The sequence below is a fragment of the Burkholderia ubonensis genome (genome assembly GCF_902833085.1).
Lineage (GTDB): Bacteria > Pseudomonadota > Gammaproteobacteria > Burkholderiales > Burkholderiaceae > Burkholderia > Burkholderia ubonensis.
Window position 1 is genome coordinate 523408 of the sequence record NZ_CADFEB010000001.1, and the last position, 16708, is coordinate 540115.

17 protein-coding genes are annotated in these 16708 nt (G+C 63.2%); 1 reads left to right on the plus strand and 16 read right to left on the minus strand.

All coding sequences use genetic code 11. The features are described from left to right. Positions 1 to 118: 118 nt before the first annotated feature. The 10 genes from HWX31_RS02220 to HWX31_RS02265 form a co-directional block, all read right to left on the minus strand. Positions 119 to 910: an alpha/beta fold hydrolase gene (locus HWX31_RS02220; protein WP_174962607.1), complete on the minus strand. Its 792-nt coding sequence runs from the start codon at positions 908 to 910 to the stop codon at positions 119 to 121. A 93-nt stretch (positions 911 to 1003) separates the two neighbouring features. Beyond that, entirely contained in the window at positions 1004 to 1342 is a 339-nt protein-coding gene (locus HWX31_RS02225; protein WP_174962609.1) for a DUF4148 domain-containing protein, read from the minus strand. A gap of 321 nt (positions 1343 to 1663) precedes the next feature. Continuing rightward, on the minus strand, positions 1664 to 4654 hold the full coding sequence (locus HWX31_RS02230) for a UvrD-helicase domain-containing protein (RefSeq protein ID WP_174962611.1): 2991 nt from the start codon (positions 4652 to 4654) through the stop codon (positions 1664 to 1666). A 517-nt stretch (positions 4655 to 5171) separates the two neighbouring features. Further along, positions 5172 to 5837: a hypothetical protein gene (locus HWX31_RS02235; RefSeq protein ID WP_174962613.1), complete on the minus strand. Its 666-nt coding sequence runs from the start codon at positions 5835 to 5837 to the stop codon at positions 5172 to 5174. Continuing rightward, the gene (locus HWX31_RS02240) at positions 5834 to 7135 is read right to left on the minus strand and encodes an AAA family ATPase (RefSeq protein WP_174962615.1); all 1302 of its coding nucleotides are present in this window, start codon (positions 7133 to 7135) and stop codon (positions 5834 to 5836) included. Before HWX31_RS02240 ends, HWX31_RS02235 begins: the two co-directional genes overlap by 4 nt. Then, the gene (locus HWX31_RS02245) at positions 7128 to 7286 is read right to left on the minus strand and encodes a hypothetical protein (protein WP_174962617.1); all 159 of its coding nucleotides are present in this window, start codon (positions 7284 to 7286) and stop codon (positions 7128 to 7130) included. Before HWX31_RS02245 ends, HWX31_RS02240 begins: the two co-directional genes overlap by 8 nt. A 132-nt stretch (positions 7287 to 7418) precedes the next feature. After that, the gene (locus HWX31_RS02250) at positions 7419 to 7955 is read right to left on the minus strand and encodes a cytochrome P460 family protein (protein WP_174962620.1); all 537 of its coding nucleotides are present in this window, start codon (positions 7953 to 7955) and stop codon (positions 7419 to 7421) included. After that, on the minus strand, positions 7955 to 8995 hold the full coding sequence (locus HWX31_RS02255; protein WP_174962622.1) for an alpha/beta fold hydrolase: 1041 nt from the start codon (positions 8993 to 8995) through the stop codon (positions 7955 to 7957). Before HWX31_RS02255 ends, HWX31_RS02250 begins: the two co-directional genes overlap by 1 nt. 226 nt (positions 8996 to 9221) lie before the next feature. Next, positions 9222 to 10499, minus strand: coding sequence for an epoxide hydrolase family protein (locus HWX31_RS02260; protein ID WP_174962624.1), 1278 nt, complete (start codon positions 10497 to 10499; stop codon positions 9222 to 9224). A gap of 181 nt (positions 10500 to 10680) precedes the next feature. Further along, positions 10681 to 11385, minus strand: coding sequence for an SDR family oxidoreductase (locus HWX31_RS02265; RefSeq protein WP_174962626.1), 705 nt, complete (start codon positions 11383 to 11385; stop codon positions 10681 to 10683). Between the two features lie 134 nt (positions 11386 to 11519). Between HWX31_RS02265 and gcvA the strand changes: the two genes are divergently transcribed. After that, complete coding sequence (gene gcvA / locus HWX31_RS02270; protein WP_174962628.1) at positions 11520 to 12416, plus strand: transcriptional regulator GcvA; 897 nt, start codon at positions 11520 to 11522, stop codon at positions 12414 to 12416. Positions 12417 to 12483: 67 nt separating this feature from the next. Here the strand turns inward: gcvA and HWX31_RS02275 are convergent, their stop codons facing one another. The 6 genes from HWX31_RS02275 to HWX31_RS02300 all read right to left on the minus strand — a co-directional run bounded on the left by HWX31_RS02275 (position 12484) and on the right by HWX31_RS02300 (position 16703). Beyond that, positions 12484 to 13083 (minus strand): pyridoxamine 5'-phosphate oxidase family protein, encoded by a 600-nt coding sequence (locus tag HWX31_RS02275; protein ID WP_174962630.1) that lies wholly within the window; start codon positions 13081 to 13083, stop codon positions 12484 to 12486. Between the two features lie 56 nt (positions 13084 to 13139). Further along, a complete protein-coding gene (locus HWX31_RS02280) occupies positions 13140 to 13328 on the minus strand; it encodes a hypothetical protein (protein ID WP_174962632.1) in 189 nt (62 codons plus the stop codon). A gap of 18 nt (positions 13329 to 13346) precedes the next feature. Continuing rightward, positions 13347 to 14546: an aminotransferase-like domain-containing protein gene (locus HWX31_RS02285; RefSeq protein WP_174962634.1), complete on the minus strand. Its 1200-nt coding sequence runs from the start codon at positions 14544 to 14546 to the stop codon at positions 13347 to 13349. Positions 14547 to 14932: 386 nt separating this feature from the next. Continuing rightward, on the minus strand, positions 14933 to 15229 hold the full coding sequence (locus tag HWX31_RS02290; protein ID WP_244143619.1) for a hypothetical protein: 297 nt from the start codon (positions 15227 to 15229) through the stop codon (positions 14933 to 14935). A 458-nt stretch (positions 15230 to 15687) separates the two neighbouring features. Then, positions 15688 to 15915, minus strand: a complete 228-nt coding sequence (locus HWX31_RS02295; protein WP_174962636.1) for a tautomerase family protein — start codon at positions 15913 to 15915, stop codon at positions 15688 to 15690. Positions 15916 to 15965: 50 nt separating this feature from the next. Further along, positions 15966 to 16703: an SDR family oxidoreductase gene (locus HWX31_RS02300; RefSeq protein ID WP_174962638.1), complete on the minus strand. Its 738-nt coding sequence runs from the start codon at positions 16701 to 16703 to the stop codon at positions 15966 to 15968. Between the last annotated feature and the right edge of the window lie 5 nt (positions 16704 to 16708).

The window sequence follows — 16708 nt, forward strand, 5'->3', positions numbered from 1 at the left end:
CGATGGGTCACGCCGGCGCTGCAATGCCGGGGGGCGATGCGGGTTCAGAGGGGGGAACGTCGATACGCAACAATGTTGATGGGCCGCCGCGCCCTGTGCGCGGCGGCGCCGCGTTCGCTCAATGCGCGTCCTGCTTCACGCGCTCCGCGGCCGCGATGATCGCGTCGGCCACGGCCTTCGGCTGGCTGAGCATCGCGACATGGCTGCCGTTCACGCGCGTCACCGTCGCGCCGATGCGCTTCGCCATCGTTTCCTGCAGCTTCGGGTCGATCATCCGGTCCTGCGTCGCGACGACGTAGGACGACGGCTTCGCGTGCCACGCGGCCTGCGCGACCTTCTCCGCGATGCAGCCGCCGAACCACGGCCCCTGCGTCGCCGCGACGATGCGCTGCTGCACGGGCGGCAGATCGGGCGCGAAATCCTGCGCGATGGCCTTGTCCGACAGCCGTGCAAAGCCGGCCGCGTCCTTGCTCAGCTCGCCCGTCCACGACGGCGGCGGCAGCCCCTGCGTGACGTCGGCGATCGACTGGCCGCTGTCGGGCGCGAACGCCGCGACGTAGACGAGCGACTTCACCTTGTCGTCGTTGCCGGCTTCGCTGATCACGACGCCGGCCCACGAATGGCCGACCAGCACGACCGGCCCCTGCTGCTGGTCGATCACGCGCCTGGCCGCGGCCGCGTCGTCGGCGAGCGAGCTCAGCGGGTTCTGCACGGACACGACGTGCAGGCCGCGCGCCTCGAGCAGCGGAATCACCCGGTTCCAGCTCGAGCCGTCGGCGAACGCGCCGTGCACGAGGACGACGTTGGTGCCTTTCAAATCTTCCTTCGGCGCGGCATGCGCCGCCGCTGCGCCGAACAGTCCGCCGACCACCGCGGCGGAAATGAGAACCCGTTTCATCAAACGAACCATGGTCATGCTCCTTTCTGTCGTGTTGTTCACATGAAGTCCTGCGATTGCCGCCGCGCGGTCGAGATGCTTCGAAGGCGGCGGCACGGCGTCGGATCAGGAATGCGCGTAGAGGTCATCGGACGGAATTGCGTCGTGGGGCACGGCGCGCGCCTGCGTCATGTCGCGATCCCGGACCGGCGACGGCGTGTCGGCCACGGCTTCGCCGTCCGACTTCGACGGGCCGTTCTGGTCGGAACGCGCGACCTGCAGCGCAGCGGCGGCAATGTCGTCCGGATAGTGCGCATCGCTGCGGGCCGGGTTGTAGCCGGCCTGCTCCAGCCGAACCAGTTCGGCGCGCACGTCGGCGCGCGTGAGGCCGTGTCCGGCATCGGCGAAGGACAGCGCGGGAACGATGGCAAGTGCGGCAGCAGCGAGGATTCGGGCGGTTTTCATGAGCGTTCTCCTGAAGGGAAGTGGGCAGGTCGATCATTCGGCATCCGATGCAACGTCGCACGTCGAATGTTTTCTGCATGTCGACAGTAGAACCCGCCAACGTATCCGGCATGTTTCCGTAACCGCGCCCGAGTGCATGCCAGTTTTTCCAGGAGGGGGGTGGATACAGTGGGATACAAATTCGCATGGGACGCCGAAGTCGCCAAAAGCCTTCGTCGCGGATTACCAGGGGACGTGGCGGAGATCACGGGGAAGAAGTATTCCTCGTCGTGCCCCGCTCAATCCGGACGCTTGATGACGTTGATGATCTTGTTGACGCCGTCAACGAGGCTGGTATTGGCTAGCTGGAGGCAATCCTGGAAAGTCAATACTTTTCCCGGAAAAACCGCAGAACGGTGTACGCGAACAAACCACATCAGCCATTTTATGTTCGCGCAGCCGAAGCCACCCGGACTTACAGTGTGGGCACAGGTGCCGAACAACGCCAGCGAGTCGCTCAAAGCGGACGACGCCCGGCACGGGATACTGCTCGAGCTCGAGTACAAACATGCTCGGACGTGCGCCGATACACAGCAACGTCACCTCACGTTTGGCACGCGTCAGGCCGACGTAGAACAGGCGACGTTCCTCGTCATTCTGGTTTTTCAGCGGCGGTAGTACGAGTTCAAGCAGCGGGTCCTGTACTCGATCACGCGGATAGCCCCCCGATCCGGCGTCAAGCCCCGCAACGACCACGTAGTCGGCGCCCAGTCCCTTGGAACCGTGGAGTGAATGATGCACGAGGGTCAAGCCGCGCGGCGCAAATCGCTCTGCGAGATCATCGAAAATCGCTTGCGTCAAACCTTCCGGCAGATGTTTTTCCTGGCGGTTCCGTGTCAAGATAAACACTGTTGCAGCCTCTCCTGCCTTGCCACATAGCGTTTCCGCCTCAGCGATACGTTCCAGTTCTCGTTGCAACGCCTCCACACGTGCGGAGGCCGAATCCTCGTGTTCAACGACGCGCACTACCTCGTCGACAGTCGAGTTGCGAGCCTTGACCGGTTTGTCGATAAGCGTGCCGGATGTGCCTCGCATGACAAACCAGCGCGCGACGTCCGCAATGCCCTGGGCGCACCGAAACGTCGTTTTCAACATCGAAGGGGCTGTCCAGCGCGGCCGGATCGGCGACGCCACGCCCTCGTCCGCCGTCGCCGCCACGCCGGCATAGGTGCACCGGAAAATCTCGACGTCCGAACCTGCAAAGCGGTTAATCGACTGCCAATCGTCTCCGACACAGAACAACACTGAATTTTCGGTATCCTGATCGAGCAATTCTTGTACAAATCGAGCCCGCAGCCGCGAAATGTCTTGAAACTCGTCTACGAGAATCAGCTTGTACGAGGTCAAAGCTTCAGTGGCAGTCTGCAGAGTGGCGACCGCGCCGGCGATCATGCCGGCGTAGTCGAGCAAAGGCCGTCCGCCCATACGGGTCCTCTCGGCGTCCATTCGAGCATTCAGTGCGTCGAGCAATCGGCGCATCCAGCCCAGGAATGATGACGCACGAGCATGATTGATCGGGTCGAGCCGCATTGCTCGCCCCTCGAGATCCGCAAAATTCAGACCAGAATCCCGGAATTTCGACACAAATTCCGAGATCAGCGTCGTAATGGAATCCTCTTCCACCAACTCGCGCAAGGCGCGCTCGCGGCGCCCCTCGTCCACTCCGGAGATTTTGACGCCGCGTGCGGCCAAATCACGCTCGAGGCTTGCAAAAAGACTACCGTCGGTAAATTGAGCGCTGAACGTCTCGATGAAACGCGAAACAATGCCTGTACGCTCGTCGCGAAAATTGCGCTCAAAGACCTGTCGCTTGTGCCTGGCTCTCGCCTCATACGCGACGCCCAGGAACGCCGGGGCGCGCCCGTTGGCATCCAGACCAAAGTGCTCGTGATATATCCGTTTGACCGGATCGTCCGGATTGACGTACGTAAAATCCGGACGGTAGACGCGAACTTGTTCGCTATCCGATAACCCCAGATTAATTTTGTCCGTGATCCATCTCGGGGTTGCCCGCTCGTATTCAAAGTCCACGCCCCGCAAATACAACCAATTGAAGATGCGTGCCTCTTCGCTGGAGCGGACGTAGATGCCGGGTGCGAAAGTCGGCACCGTAGGATCGAAGGATTTGGCGTCGCGACGGGCGGTCCGCGCTATGCGCCTGCACATCGCCTCGTATCGGATTTCCCGCTCGGCGAGCGTGGCGACATCAAATGGCTCGACTTCAGGGACGGGAAAGCGATAGGCACCTGCCCAATTCAAGAATGCGTCGGCAAACGTTCTGTCAGCCCCGTCGTAGACCAATTCAAGCAATACCGACCGCAGCCACCGCTTTCCTGCCGGTTTCGTGAAATCGATTACACGCGGGCGCCCTCGCTCGCCGCGCTTGCGTTGCTGCCGTAGCCAAAGTTTCAATCCAAGCGAATGGAAGGTACGTGCCTCGACGCGAATCCGGCGACCAAGCTCGCGGCCGACATTCTCCTCGATTCGGTTGCGTAGCTCCCTGGCAGCCTCCTTGTTGTACGCAAGCACTAGAATCTCGTGGTCCGCAAACAAGCCTGCCTTGAGCGCATATCCCACTTTGCTGACCATGACCGAAGTCTTGCCCGAGCCGGCGGCCGCTACCGTGACGTTAGCATCGTCGAAGTGCAGCGAAGCCTCGATCTGCTCGCCAGTCAGCGAAGTGGATTCGACGCCCGCAAAATATGTAGCCTGTGCCTTTGCTTCACACTGAACGAATTGCACGTTGTGCCGCATGCGCACTGCGTGCGGGTCCGCGAAAAAAACCTCGACGGCTTTGAATCGGAGCGTCAATAACTCGTCGAGTGGCTTGGAAGCGCGCAGCGGATGAAGGCACCACGCTTCGAATCGATCACGAACGGCTTGCGAATTCAAATCAGCATGCCGGGCGACAAGTCGCTCGACCTGACTGTGCCGAACATAACGGGAAGCAATAAAAATTGCGTCGCGCTCCTGCTCGAACTTCGTCAACGGCGCCTCGATCCGTAAACGCACGTCGGCCATCGCTGCCTCGATCGACTCCGTAACGACCCGACGCAGTTCGAGTACAGCAGACCTCGATGCGACGTAGCGCCTTAAACCGACCTTACTGCCGAAGCGCTGTATCGTCAACTCCAGCGTGACAAGCCCCAACCAGCGCAGCCAGAAAGGGCCACCAACGACCTCGACAGCGCGTATCGCCAACGCCGGTAACCTGTCGGATGCGAACTGGTCGCCGCTAATGTAGTAAGGAGGACGGAGCTGCACGTCCAGCACTGCTGCGCGACGCGCACAAAGCATCGCGTGCCACCATCTCTCCTTGAAACGCCGAGAGCAAGTAAGATTATCTTGTTTCAAATTTGATTCCGGTTGCACAGTATCGCGCTGAAATCGGCGCCTCTCGACCGCACCCGAGTCCGGGCAGATGCAACTTTATCTCAATATTGAAACGAGACTACCATTCGACAAGCCGCATCGAATGGAAAAATTCCTGCGACCGACTCGAAGCATTATCACTACTTCAAGCTCTCCGCGTCCGGCAACGCGCCCCGATTCGAACGATTTAATTTATAAACGCATGTCGCACAATAGTTGTCATTGTTTTATCGCACGCCAAAATCCCGATCCAAAACGATTCACTGAAAATCCGGTCTCGCTTCCGAAAAAGCGCCGATGTTCAGCGGTACGGCTCATCAGGTGAAGGGCAAGATCATGAACGCCGTCAACGGGCGCTGAAAAAATTTCGCGACTATGTCGCCGATAGACCGGGCGACATAGTCGCGAAACTGGCGTACTACACATCTCCAGCTCGAAGCTGACCTTGCCGCCGAAGTTCAGAAGCAATAAAGGGCGCTCGATGCTCAAGGTAGGTGAGATCAATGCCGCCATTGGCAGGGCCGAGCTGGTAACGATAGAGGTACTCCTCTCGTTCCTTGCAGCAATCGCGAAGATTCAGGACTGGCAGCGTGGCGTCGATCTTCGACCACTGCGTACGCGGAGCACTTGCCCCTCGCTGCACGCGATAAGTAACCAGATTCAGTTCGAACCACCCCCGCCTCACGCGGAATGGGTCAACCAGCGTGAGCAAATCGTTCTTTTTGGCGTTCACAATCGCCGCACAGAGCCGGTAGTTCGACCACTCGTAAACCAGGTTCCAAGCAAAGGATTTTGGCAGAACGTGGTCAACCGTCGGACTTCCGGTTGCATGATGTATGTACATCGAGAGATATGCGCATCGGCGATCGTATACATCGAGCATGTCATCGAGCGCTCGCCTCCAGAACGGTGGGAACTTGTCGGAGGGTATCTTCGACTCACTATCCGCGATTTTTTTTCGACGCCGTCCAGAACGCTTGACGCGGGGGGGACGCCCCACGAGTTCATCAATAGCCGAAAGGCCAGCTTGGCGAACCTCTGCGTCAAAATCTGCCGGCTCTGCCGCGAGCGAAACTGGAATCAAGACTTTATCCTCGTGCGCTTGGATTTCACGCCAGAGGAGGCGCGTCCGCTACCCTGTTCGTGCAACTGACGTCTCCGGGTCATGAAGTAATCCCAGCGAACCCAAAACGGATCGATGTCAGGAATGCCAGCCCTGTGCAGCGCTTTATCGGCCGCTGCGATTTCGCCGTCTGCCGGATCTGATTGCTCCAAGAGCGCCAACGCAGCCGTGATCGCTCGCTCTCCCTCTAATGAGCGGGGTTCGCTTAACTCGAATGCTTCGCTCGTCAGCCAATTCCCTACCTCACCGTGCCGCACAAATGTGCGTTTCTGCAATTCAACACTTTTCGTACCAGCATTGAGATCGAGATCGAACCAAGCGTCCACATCTGCATCGAAAAAAGGTTCGGCAGACGCCAGGACGAGCGGTGAGTGAGTCACTGCAATGAGCTGGACTCTTGATTTATGCTGCCCTGTGAGGGCATCCATCACACGCAACAAAGCCGGAACGATGCGCCGCTGCCATTGCGGGTGAAGGTGTGCTTCGATTTCGTCGACCAGGAAGACAACTTCGCGAGCCGGGGGCTCTCCACGCACACGTGCTGCCTCGAGGTGCTCCTCCCAAGTCCAGATCAGGAGATAGGCGAGCGCAATGATTCGACGAATACCGGCCGATGCATGCACGACCGGCACATCGTCTCCATACGGCATTCTCAGCGTCGGATATCGCTTTGGATCGCTAACCGTCAGCTTGACGAGGTCACCAGCCTCAAGCTTCTCCTGCGCCGAAGGCGAGAGCGTCTCCAGAACATTCTTGAGCAGTTTGAAGGGGCGCCCCTTCTCCCTTTGCCAAGAACCCCAGTCTCGAATGAGACCTTCACAGTAATCGTTCCCTTCCCAGACCTCACTTGCGGAGAACAAGTAGGCATTCGGACGATCGGGTGAATCGTCTTTCCAGTAGTTCCGCGCGGGGTCCCAAACCGAGAATCCACCGTCAACTTGGGCATAGAGGATGAGTCCGGGAATAGCCGGCCTGCTGTTCTTGACAGACCAACGCTCCGCACCTACATCGAACTTGCTGGTATATGTATACGGCTCCGGCGTCTTCTCTGTGTATGCGAATGAGATGGAAGACTTTGTTCCTGGCTTCGGTATAGCCAACCCACGAGCCCAAGTGCGCGTCAACGCCCACCATGCGACATCGAGAAGGAAACTCTTGCCGAGCCCATTGTCGCCGGTAATCAGATTCAATCTCGGCGCAAGCTCCATGTTCATCACCGGCGCTGGGCCGACATTGTGTAGCCGGAGAGATTCAAGCATCAGCTTTTCCTTTCTTCATCCGCTTATCCCCAATAATGGTCACATGGGCATCGAGCAGGCTGTTGAGGGCTGAAGGTGTTTTCAAGATCGATAGTGCCTCACGCATTTCAAGTTGCCACCACTTCGGCTGCCGAGCATCCGTCGTATCCATACGTGGTCGCGAGCTTGGCAAGTATACGGTGAATGCGCCTACATTAAAACGTGCACCGCAGAGGACGGAGGTTACCATGGCGATCAACAGCGCCACATCGCAAGGCGTATCCGTAACACTGCAGTGTCAACATCACGGCGCGAGCCGTGTAAACACGTAATCGTGGTTCTTCACACGCGCCTGATGACACGCGAAGCAGGTCTGGTGCTGACCGATGTCCGCCGGCACGCCGTTGATGAAGCGCCCGAACCCCCAGCCGCCGGTCGCCGCGTAGCGGCGCGAGTCCTTCACCATCACCTGCACGGTCGTCGCCTGCCCCGGCACCGTCGCCGGCGGGAATTCGTCCGACTGCTTGCGTTTGTACGCCAGCTTGACGAGGATCGTGCCGTCCGGAAACGGCTGCGTCGCCTGCTCGAGCGCGCGGATCGCGACCGGGTTGCCGAGCACCACGCGCAATTCGTCGAGCGGCGCGGCTTCCTCGGCCGGCGCGACCAATTCCCATTTCCGGTAGCCGGGCGGAATCGTCACGCCGTAGATCGGCGACGCGGCCGGCTTCGTCGGCTCAGCGAACGCGGCCGGGCCATCCGCTCCCAGCGCGGCCAGCAGCAGCACGCCCGCAAAGCATGCACGAACCAGGCCGCGATGCATGACACCCGTTCCCGCCCGCATCACAGATGCTCCACTTGCAGGATCGCATCGGCGAACGCCTGCGGCGCCTCCTGCGGCAGGTTGTGGCCGATGCCGCCGCTGATCGTGCGATGCTGGTATTTGCCGGTGAACTTCTTCGCGTACGCGGCCGGTCCCGGATGCGGCGCGCCGTTCGCGTCGCCTTCCATCGTGATCGTCGGCACCGTGATCGCAGGCCCGGCTGCGAGACGCCGCTCGATGTCGTCGTATTGCGCGTCGCCCTTCGCGAGCCCGAGACGCCAGCGGTAGTTGTGGATCACGACGGCCACGTGATCGGGATTCCGGAACGACGCCGCCGAGCGCGCGTAGGTCGCGTCGTCGAACTGCCATTTCGGCGATGCGAGCTGCCAGATCAGCTTGTTGAACGCGTCGCGGTTCTGCGCGTAGCCAAGCGCGCCGCGCTCGGTCGAGAAATAGAACTGATACCACCACTGGAATTCGGCCTGCGGCGGCAGCGGCTTGCGGTTCGCCTCCTGGCTGCCGATCAGGTAGCCGCTCACCGACACCAGCGCCTTCACGCGCTGCGGCCACAGCGCCGCGATGATGTCGGCCGTGCGCGCGCCCCAGTCATAGCCGCCGAACACGGCCTGGTCGATCTTCAGCGCGTCCATCAGCGCGACGATGTCGACGGCCGTCACCGCCTGCTGGCCGTTGCGCGGCGTGTCGGCCGAGCGGAACGTCGTCGAGCCGTAGCCGCGCAGGTACGGGACGATCACGCGATAGCCGGCCGCCGCGAGCAGCGGCGCGACCTCGGCGTAGCTGTGGATGTCGTAGGGCCAGCCGTGCAGCAGGAACACGACGGGGCCGTGCTTCGGTCCCACGTCCGCATACCCGACGTCGAGCACGCCCGCGTCGATCTGGCGGATCGTGCCGAACGACGCGCCGCCGCCGGCCGCGCGCGGCTTCGGCGACGCATCGGGCGCCGATTGCGCGTGCGCGAGATTGCCGAGCCCCAGGTCGGCAAGGCTCGCGAGCGTCGTCCCCAGGATCAGGCGGCGGCGGGTGTTCACGGTTTCGGGCATGACTCGTTCTCCATGGTCGATAGCTGAGGAAAGGGCCCACGGCACTGGGCGGGCGCGCTGGAATCGCTTCACCGGATTTATATCCGAACCGCGCGGACGCTTTGTATCTCAACGTATCTGCGTTCGAATCCGACATACAGCGATTCAAAATCCTGCGAAAAACGGCACCTGCGGACGAACGCGAGCCGCGTTTTCCGCAGGCTCGCGTTCGTCCTTCAGGCCACGCCTACGCGCGGCGCAGCGGCCGGAACCCCGCACGCACTTCCTGCGCAAACAGCTCGGGCTCCTCCCATGCCGCGAAATGCCCGCCCTTGCCGACCTCATTGAAATAAATCAGGTTGTGATAGCAACGCTCGGCCCAGCTGCGCGGCGCCTGATAGATCTCGCCGGGGAACACGGTAATCGCCGCCGGCAGCGCGATATCCACCGCGTTGAAGTTGTTCGAGTGATCCTCCCAGTAGATCTGCGCCGCGGACGTCGCCGTATTGGTCAGCCAGTAGAGCGAGATGTCGTCGAGAATCTCGTCGCGCGGAATCGAGCGCTCGGGAATGCCGCCGCTGTACGTCCACTGCGAAATCTTGTCGTACATCCATGCGGCCTGCCCGGCGGGCGAATCGGCCAGCGCGTAGCCGACCGTCTGCGGGCGCGTCACCATCATTGCCGAATAGCCGCAGTTGTCGCGGTAGAACGTCGCGAGCTTCTCGTAGGCGGCTTTTTCCTTCGCCGACAGCCCGGCCGGCGCGGGCGCGTCGGTCGCGAGCAGCGTCGCGATGTCGGGCGGCACCGTAGCCGGCATGTTCACGTGAATCCCGGCCAGCCCCTTCACGCGCTGCATCGCCATCCGGTGCGAAATCACCGACCCGCAATCGCCGCCCTGCGACACGAAGCGCGTATAGCCGAGGCGCGCCATCAATTCGCCCCACGCGCGCGCGATGTGGTCCGAGCCCCAGCCCGTCTTCGTCGGCCGGCCCGAGAAGCCGAAGCCCGGCAGCGACGGCACGACGACGTGAAACGCATCGTCTGCGCTCGCGCCGTGCGCGGTCGGATCGGTCAGCGGGCCGATCGCCTTCAGCAGCTCGAAGATCGAGCCGGGCCAGCCGTGCGTCATGATCATCGGCATCGCGTTCTCGTGCCGCGACCGGACGTGGATGAAGTGAATGTCGAGGCCGTCGATTTCCGTGATGAACATCGGAAAGCCGTTCAGGCGCGCTTCGCCCTTGCGCCAGTCGTACTCGGTGCCCCAGTACCGGAGAAGCTGCTGCATGCGCGCGAGCCGCACGCCCTGCGATTCGTCGGCAACCGTCTCGCGGCCCGGCCAGCGCGTCGCGGCAATGCGGCGGCGCAGGTCGGCGAGCGCTTCGTCGGGAATGTGCGCCGTGAACGGGCGAATGCCGCCGCCGCCCGTCGCGGCGTGAAGTGCAGTGGGAAGCATCGCGGATACGCCCGCGGCCACGGAACTGGCCAGCAGGTGGCGGCGCATCGGCGAAAACGGTGTTGAAGACATGTTCTACATCCTCCTTTCCGAAATTGGACATGCCGCGCAATCGAAACGGCGGCGTAGGCAATTGGAAAGGTCTGATGTATCCCGAATTTGTCTGATTTGTACGGTTTTGTAGCAGCCGCAGGGGCGATGCCGAGCCGTGCAGCGGCGGGCGGCCCGGAACGGACGCGCCCGCCGCCGGCGCTCAGAGCGCCTTCACGATCGCGCCGTCGACGCGGATGTTCTGCCCGGTGATGTACCCCGCGCCGTCGGACAGCAGGAACGCGACCGTCTTCGCGATTTCCCCGGTCTTGCCGAAGCGGCCCGCGGGAATGCGCGCGACGATCTCCGGCGTTTCCGGCCAGCTGTCGATGAAACCCGGCAGCACCGCGTTCATCCGGATGTTCTCGGCCGCGTAGCGCTCCGCGTAGAGGCGCGTCCACGCGCTCAACGCCGCGCGCAGCGTCGACGACACCGGCATCGGCTGCTCGGGCGCATCCGCCGCGAAACTCGAGATGTTCACCACCGCGCCACCGCCCTGCGCCTGGAAGATCGGCGTCACGCGCCGCATCACGCGCACGACGTTCAGCAGGATCAGGTCCAGCCCCGCATGCCAGTTGTCGTCGGTGATCGACAGCAGGTCGCCCTTCGGCGGATGCCCGGTGTTGTTCACGACCGCGTCGATGCGGCCGTACCGCGCGATCGTCTCGCGCACGAGCCGCTCGATGTCGGCGTCCTCGGTCACCGAGCCCTGGATGCCGAAACCGCCCAGCTCCTCGCCCAGTGCGACCGCGCTGCCGGACGGCGACATCAGCGCGACGCGGTAGCCCGTCGCCGCCAGTTCACGCGCGATCGCCGCGCCCATGCCCTTGCCCGCCGCCGTGATCAATGCCACTTTTTCTACAGTCACGATGTGCCCCTCGATCGATTCAAGCCGCCGCGCAGCCGCCAGCCGGTGCGCCTTGGTGGTAATGTAGGCGCATCGACCGCCGCTGTCGAACCAGTATTTCTGCCTGTAGCCGATAGATTTTCTACAACCTGAAGATGCCGCCCCGCCGCCTGTCCCGCCTGCCGCCGCTGAATGCGCTGCGCGCGTTCGAAGTGTCCGCGCGCCACCTGAACTTCCGCGCCGCGGCGGACGAGATCGGCGTCACGCAGGGCGCGGTCGCGCAGCAGGTGCGGCATCTGGAGGACGTGCTCGGCCTGCGGCTGTTCGAGCGGCTGCCGCGCGGCCTCGCGCTGACGCACGACGGCGCCGCGTATTTCTCCGACGTGCAGCGCGCGCTGAACGCGATCGCCGACGCGACCGACAAGCTCGTCAAGCGCCGCGCGACGCTGACGATCAGCACGACGCCGTCGTTCGCGTCGAAGTGGCTGATCCCGCGGCTCGCCCGCTTCACCGACGCGCACCCGGACCTCGACGTGCGCGTGATCGCCGACGCGCAGCTCGCGACGTTCCGCCACGACGGCGTCGATCTCGCGATCCGCTATGGCAAGCCGCCGTTCGGCAAGAGCCTTGCCGCGCACGCGTTGTTTGCGCTCGACATCTACGCGGTGTGCAGCCCGTCGCTGCTGGCCGCGCCTGCGCCGCTGCGCGCGCTTGCGGGCCACGTGCTGCTGCACGACGGGCACGATCTGTGGCCGGAATTTCTCGCCGCGCTGCCGGAGCCCGTCGACGTCGATCCGCACAAGGGGCTGCGCTTCAACCAGACGTCGCTCGCGATCGACGCGGCGGTCGCCGGCCAGGGCATCGCGCTCGCGACCGATCCGCTCGTCGAGCGCGACATCGCCGCCGGCCGGCTGGTCAAGCCGTTCGAATTCGCGTTTCCGCTGTCGGTCGGGTTCTATCTCGTGTATCCGGGCGAGCGGCGTGACGACGACGATCTCGCGGTGATGCGCGACTGGCTGATCGCGCAGGCGGCGAAGGACGGGCGGCCTTGAGTCTTGAGTCTTGAGTCTTGAGCCGGGCTGGCGACGGCCGCAGTCGCAGCGCGCGTGCCCGCTTGCGTCAGGGCGCGACCCAGCGGCCGTCGTAGCCGCCCGCATGCAGGTCGAATATCGCGCGGCGATGCCCTTCTGAAAGCGCGAGATCGAGAAAATCGATACGCGTCGCCGTCACGTGGATCAGGCAGAAATTCGCGTAGCCGTCGTCTGCCGTCAGCGGGCCTGCGTCGGTTTGCGGGTGCGCATCGGCCGGCGTCGCGACCGGCGTACCGGGCGGCAGCGGCGCGCGATACAGCAGCAGCGTATGCGGACGGCTCGATTGCCAGACCGCGCGCCGCTCCGCTTCATCCGTGCAGATCGATGCGACGCCTTCCACGCGAATCTGCACGAGCGCGTCGAGATCGACGCCGACCAGTGCGATGCGCGGATCGCGACGCAGCTCCGCGACCTTCTCCGAGCGCGCATCGGTGTGGAACGACAGCACGTGGCCCGCGCGGCGCACCTGACGCAGCACGAGCGTGCGTACTTTCGGCGCGCCGTCGAGGCCGAGCGTCGCGGCCTGCAGCATCGTGAACGGCGAGCGCTTCGCGCCGACGCCCGACTCGAGGCAGGCCCAGAGGCGGTCGTAGGTGGATTGAATCGATTCGGTGACGGAGTCGGACATGGTCGGGGCGCGGTGTCGGTCGCGCAAGCTTAACCGTTCCGGCTGCGACCGGACGCTCAGTTGTAGCCGAGCACGACCGGCGCCATGTCGGACGCCTCCGCGTGATCTGCGCCGAATCGCCCGAGCACTTCGGCGACGTATTCGGGGCCGGCGCTGATCTGCGACGACAGGTGCGCGATCGGCCGGATGTCGGCCATGCCCGGTGCTTCATCCATCCATGCGGTTGCGTTGATGGTCGTGTTCATTGATAGGTCTCCTCATCCTCAAGCGGCCAGCGCCGCGCCATACGCGCGCGCGAGCCGCGCGACGCCTTCCCGGATCGCGTCGACGTCCGGCGCGGCGTACGACAGGCGCAGCGACGCGTCGTCGACGTTGTCCGCGAAGAACGCGTTGCCGGGCACGAAAACGATCTTGTTCGCGATCGCGTGCGGCAGCAGCTGCGCCGACGACACCGCGCCGATCCGCGCCCACACGAACATCCCGCCTTCCGGACGATGGAATTCGATCGCATCGCCGAGGCCGTCGCGCAGCGCGTCGCACATCGCCGCGCATTTGCGCTTGTACGCATCGGTGATGCGCGGCAGATGACGTTCGAGCGCGCCGTCGGCGAGATACTCGGCGGCGATCGCCTGCGTCCACGGCGCGCTGCACAGATCGACCGTCTGTTTCGCGATCACGCAGCGCCGCGCGATCTCGGCGGGCGCGATCGTCCAGCCGACCCGCAGGCCCGGCGCGACGATCTTCGACAGGCTCGCGAAATGCACGATCCAGTCGCGCGCGCCGTCCACTTCGCCGGCGAGCGCCAGCATCGACGGCAGCGCTTCGCCCGCGAAGCGCAGGTCGGCGTACGGGTCGTCCTCGACGATCAGGAAGCGGTGCCGCACCGCGAGGCGCAGCAGCTTCAGGCGGCGCTCGCGCGCGAGCGTCGCGCCGGTCGGGTTCGCGAAGGTCGGCACCGTGTACAGCAGCTTCGGCTGCGCGATCGTGCCCGCTGCCAGCAGCGTGTCGAGGCGGTCGACGTCGAGACCGTCGCCGTCGACCGGGATCGTGACGATGCGTGCCTGCTGCAGGCGCAGCGCCTGCAGCGTCGCCGGGTAGGCCGGCTGCTCGGTCAGCACGACGTCGCCCGGCGCGACCATCACGCGCAGCAGCAGGTCGAGGCCCTGCTGCGAGCCGGTCGTGACGACCAGTTCGGCGGGAGTGCACGCAACGCCACGGCGCGACATCAGCGCGATCAGCTCGTGCTTCAGCTCGGCGAGGCCGTCGGTCGGTCCGTATTGCAGGCAGCGGGTCGGCTGCGCGTAGGCGCGCGCGGCGGCTGTGTTCAGGCCGTCGACGTCGAACAGGTCGCTGGCCGGGTAGCCGCCCGCGAAGGAAATCATCCCGGGCTCGCCGAGATACTTGAACAGCTCGCGGATCGGCGAGCCGGCGGGGTGCTGGAACGGGGTGGTGAACGCGTACATGTCGTCGTGGGCTCGGGGCGGATGGCGGCCGGCGGTGCGCTTTTGACGCGCCGGCGGCGAATTCAAGCCACGATTGTCGGCAGCCGTTAAGGCTGCGGCAAACGATATCTATGCACTATGTCTTGCGGTTTGGTCATCAATTGGGGGCCGGCGGCGGGAGTCGTCGGGAAGCCCATGCACTGCCGTTGAGCGAATCCATTCGATAGTTTCGACATGCGCATTGCTGCTTAAAGGCCCTTGCGGCCATGACAGTTGTTAAAGGTGATGGTCGGCACGCCGCGCGGCATCCGAAGCAAAGGCTAGGGCGATAGCGCCCCGGCGGTCAGTCGCGTTCGTGCAAAATCGGCAATCCAGCAGCAAGGACCGCGCGAAGCGGTCCTTGTTGTTTATGCCGTTTCCGCTCGTTCGACATGCTGATGGTAGGGCTGCTCTCGCTGCGCAAGCTCGCTGTAGTCAGGCGTGATGTTGATTTGCCGAGTCTTGTGATTGATGTTGAGGAAGACCCGGTCACCCGGTTCGAATCCGAACAGCTTGAAGTGCGCATCGATGACGCTCATCCACGGCATGTACGGCCAGCCCCTCTTGGGCCGGTCAGGTGTGCTGCGGAGGATCATCGCAAGCACGGTGTTCGGCTTGCGCGGTTTACGCTTCTTAGGGCGTGACTTACTATTGGCTTCAGCCATGGTCAACTCCTGAGGTGAGTTGGTTGTGGTCAGCGGGTCGTATGGGTTGCCGCCCATACGGCCCGCGCTTCTTTGCTGCCGTGAATTCCCTTCTCTTCCCTTCGCTGCATCTTGTTGGGCAAGACGGTTTTTCCGACCATCGGCGCAAAGGGTTCTCAGTCCAACATCCGATGGTCGGGAAGCAAGGCTTCGAGACCAGTTTAGCTGCGCTGGCGTCTTGAAAATGGGTTGTTGATCAGGATTGGCCGAAGGGTATATGGACGGACATGATCTCCGCGAAGCGCGGCGAGACGTTTGAACTGCAGGACATCCCGCCCGAGGATTCGGCCACCTACGACATGCTGAGCGACGGCGACAGCATGAATCCGGCCAGCACATCGGTCATCACAGGCGCCAGCGTTGCGGCAACGGATCGCCCTGAAGCATCCGCCAAAGGTGAATACGCATGCGACTCGCCTTTACATTTTGTAGCCGGGTTTCTTGTAAAGCGTTCGAGAACGCGCCTCGATGTCCGGGCGATAGACTTCTTCCTTCCATCTGTCCGACGGGATTTCCTCAAATCCCACCGAGACGGATTCTTCACCGTAGCCGAGAATCTCCATCACGTCGCGCGTGATGGCCTCTGCCAGACGTCGCTTCTGCTCCTCGGTTTTCCCGGGCCACGCTTTGACGATGACATGGGGCATGACATCTTCCTCCAGAATTCGAAAGTGACAGGGCACGCACAAGGCCACGCTCAATAAGCCTGACTGGTGGGCCGGAACAATACTTCGTTGATGTCCACGTCATCAGGCTGACTCATCGCGTATTCCACCGCACGTGCGAACGCCGATGCGGGAATGGCCTGCTGATAAACCTGGCTCATGCCCTTGGCAACGTCCGGGTCGGTAATGGTCTGCGTCAACTCGGTCGCCACCGCGCCCGGCGAGATGATCGTCGTGCGGATGTTGTGCGGCTTGACCTCCTGCCGCAAGCCTTCGGAAATCACCTGCACCGCGTGCTTGGTCGCCGCATACACGGTGCCGCCCGGGCCGACCTTGTGCCCTGCCACGGACGACACGTTGATGATGTGTCCGCCTTTCTGCGCGATCATGTGCGGCAGCGCGGCGGCGATGCCGTACAGCACGCCCTTGATGTTGACGTCGATCATCCGGTCCCACTCGTCCACGTGCAGGCGCTCCAGCATCGAACTGGGCATCAGTCCCGCGTTGTTCAGCATGACGTCGATGCGGCCGTGCAGATCGACCGCGTGGTCGACCAGCCGCCGAACCGCGTCGCGCTGGGTAACGTCCGTTTCGAGAATGGCTTTCCGGTCGGCGCTGATTTCGTCGGCGAGCCGCTCCAGCCGGTCCACGCGGCGCGCGCCAAGCACCAGCTTCGCGCCAAGCTTCGCCAGATGCCGCGCGGTCTCTTCGCCGAGACCGCTGCTCGCGCCAGTAATGACGACGACCTTGCCTGCGATGTTGTCGGTCATGATGT